Origin of the sequence: Aurantimonas coralicida DSM 14790, assembly GCF_000421645.1 — a bacterium.
Classification (GTDB): domain Bacteria; phylum Pseudomonadota; class Alphaproteobacteria; order Rhizobiales; family Rhizobiaceae; genus Aurantimonas; species Aurantimonas coralicida.
Genome location: NZ_ATXK01000033.1, coordinates 1 through 3,317, shown reverse-complemented (window position 1 = coordinate 3,317; position 3,317 = coordinate 1). Strand labels below are relative to the sequence as shown.

Below are 3,317 nucleotides of genomic sequence, written 5' to 3'. Positions count from 1 at the left end.
CCCCTAGCCACAAGTCATCCCGATCTATTGCAACAGATATGGGTTCGGTCCTTCAGTGCGTGTTACCGCACCTTCAACCTGCTCATGGCTAGATCACTCGGTTTCGGGTCTAATCCGACGAACTGAACGCCCTGTTCAGACTCGCTTTCGCTACGCCTCCACCTATCGGCTTAAGCTTGCTCGCCAGACTAAGTCGCTGACCCATTATACAAAAGGTACGATGTCACCCAGGACGAACCTTGAGCTCCATCTGTTTGTAGGCATTCGGTTTCAGGTACTATTTCACTCCCCTTGTCGGGGTGCTTTTCACCTTTCCCTCACGGTACTGGTTCGCTATCGGTCATGCACGAGTACTTAGGCTTAGAGGGTGGTCCCCCTAATTTCAGACAGGATTTCACGTGTCCCGCCCTACTCGAGGACCATCGGAGACATTATGCGTACGGGGCTATCACCCACTCTTGCCAGGCTTTCCAACCTGTTCCGCTTCTTCTCTCGATGGCCACTGGCCTGGTCCGCGTTCGCTCGCCGCTACTGACGGAGTCTCGGTTGATGTCCTTTCCTTCGGGTACTTAGATGTTTCAGTTCCCCGAGTTCGCTTCTAACCCCTATGTATTCAGAGTTAGATACCTTTTATAGACACCTGTTAATCCAAACGGTTCGCAAAACACGAAGTCTTGCCAACCGCTTGAACTTAACAGGCGTCAAAGGTGGGTTGCCCCATTCGGAAATCCACGGATCAAAGCTTATTCGCAGCTCCCCATGGCTTATCGCAGCGTATCACGTCCTTCATCGCCTGTGCATGCCAAGGCATTCACCAAATGCCCTTAAGTCACTTGATCATTCTCATCGTCAATGCCCACCATCCCGGCCCCGCATCAGCGGCACCAGGAGAGAGAGGCGAACATTCACAATGTCCTCTTCGAACACCGCAAATCCCGGCAAGGTGTGCAACCTCGTCCAAGATCCTGCAGCGGTGTTCTATCTGTCGACCGGGCGGCTAAACCCGATCGACGAAAGACCAGCTTCTTGAGACAGACCCCGACAATGTGCGGTCAGGCACATCGATCATGGGACGAAAGGCTTGTTGTCTCCAGTGCCGGGCGATGAACCCTTCACTTAGAACCTTTCGTCGACAGATCGTCCAAACCCTGAGCGGGGCATGACCAGCAAAGCTGGCCAAAATGACGACCTTCGAGATCCGTCTTCTTCTTCACGATGATGATTGAGAACAGGCAGACACACGAACCGAAGTTCGAGGCTGCAAACTATTGTCTTTCTCCTGGATGGCGACTGCCGACGAATGGTGGAGCTTGTCGGGATCGAACCGACGACCCCCTGCTTGCAAAGCAGGTGCTCTCCCAGCTGAGCTAAAGCCCCATGTCCGGGTGCCGTCGACCGGTGCCGACCAAATGGTGGGCCCGGGTAGATTCGAACTACCGACCTCACCCTTATCAGGGGTGCGCTCTAACCAACTGAGCTACGGGCCCGAACCGTGTCGAGCCTACCGGTCCCACAAACCCGTGACGGGCCTGCGACACCAGACGCAATGGTCCGGCAATTCATCCAGGGAAGAAAGAGAAACGAAGGCGGCGGTGCCTGCCATCACGCCGTACACCCTCCTTGCGAAGGGTTCGTTGGCGCTCTTGTTCTGCGCGGCCCCGTCTGACTAACGGGACCTTTGTTCTAAAACAATCCGATACGGGAAGCCCGGCGGGCCACCTCTTGCGAGATGACGGACCGGACGCCGTGAGGGATCGTCCTTAGAAAGGAGGTGATCCAGCCGCAGGTTCCCCTACGGCTACCTTGTTACGACTTCACCCCAGTCGCTGACCCTACCGTGGTTGGCTGCCTCCTATTGCTAGGTTAGCGCACCACCTTCGGGTAGAACCAACTCCCATGGTGTGACGGGCGGTGTGTACAAGGCCCGGGAACGTATTCACCGTGGCATGCTGATCCACGATTACTAGCGATTCCAACTTCATGCACCCGAGTTGCAGAGTGCAATCCGAACTGAGACGGTTTTTTGGGATTAGCTCACTCTCGCGAGTTGGCTGCCCACTGTCACCGCCATTGTAGCACGTGTGTAGCCCAGCCCGTAAGGGCCATGAGGACTTGACGTCATCCCCACCTTCCTCTCGGCTTATCACCGGCAGTCCCCCTAGAGTGCCCAACTGAATGCTGGCAACTAAGGGCGAGGGTTGCGCTCGTTGCGGGACTTAACCCAACATCTCACGACACGAGCTGACGACAGCCATGCAGCACCTGTGCACTCGTCCCGAAGGAAGGCATCCGTCTCCGGATACCGTCGAGGCATGTCAAGAGCTGGTAAGGTTCTGCGCGTTGCTTCGAATTAAACCACATGCTCCACCGCTTGTGCGGGCCCCCGTCAATTCCTTTGAGTTTTAATCTTGCGACCGTACTCCCCAGGCGGGAAGCTTAATGCGTTAACTGCGCCACCGAAGGATAAATCCTCCGACGGCTAGCTTCCATCGTTTACGGCGTGGACTACCAGGGTATCTAATCCTGTTTGCTCCCCACGCTTTCGCACCTCAGCGTCAGTTGTGGTCCAGTGAGCCGCCTTCGCCACTGGTGTTCCTGCGAATATCTACGAATTTCACCTCTACACTCGCAATTCCACTCACCTCTACCACACTCAAGACACCCAGTATCAGAGGCAGTTCCGGGGTTGAGCCCCGGGATTTCACCCCTGACTTAAATGTCCGCCTACGTGCGCTTTACGCCCAGTAATTCCGAACAACGCTAGCCCCCTTCGTATTACCGCGGCTGCTGGCACGAAGTTAGCCGGGGCTTCTTCTGTGGGTACCGTCATTATCGTCCCCACTGAAAGAGCTTTACAACCCTAGGGCCTTCATCACTCACGCGGCATGGCTGGATCAGGCTTGCGCCCATTGTCCAATATTCCCCACTGCTGCCTCCCGTAGGAGTTTGGGCCGTGTCTCAGTCCCAATGTGGCTGATCATCCTCTTAGACCAGCTATGGATCGTCGCCTTGGTAGGCCATTACCCCACCAACTAGCTAATCCAACGCGGGCTCATCCATCCCCGATAAATCTTTCTCCCGGAGGACGTATACGGTATTATCTCCAGTTTCCCGGAGCTATCCCGTAGGGATGGGTAGATTCCCACGCGTTACTCACCCGTCTGCCACTCACCCCGAAGGATGCGTTCGACTTGCATGTGTTAAGCCTGCCGCCAGCGTTCGTTCTGAGCCAGGATCAAACTCTCAGGTTTGATAAGAGTTGTTCCCGACCATTAGTCACTGTCTCAAAGCATTCGACGAGAGATACTTTTAAAACC

2 tRNA genes and 2 rRNA genes are annotated in these 3,317 nt (G+C 55.3%); all 4 read right to left on the bottom strand.

Annotated features, from left to right (window positions below):
- Positions 1–839 (bottom strand): 23S ribosomal RNA (locus H536_RS0122155); the annotation flags it as partial.
- Positions 840–1,301: 462 nt separating this feature from the next.
- A tRNA-Ala gene (locus tag H536_RS0122150) sits at positions 1,302–1,377 on the bottom strand.
- 33 nt (positions 1,378–1,410) lie between these two features.
- Positions 1,411–1,487: transfer RNA gene (locus tag H536_RS0122145), tRNA-Ile, on the bottom strand.
- A gap of 277 nt (positions 1,488–1,764) precedes the next feature.
- Positions 1,765–3,251, bottom strand: a 16S ribosomal RNA gene (locus tag H536_RS0122140).
- Positions 3,252–3,317 lie beyond the last annotated feature (66 nt).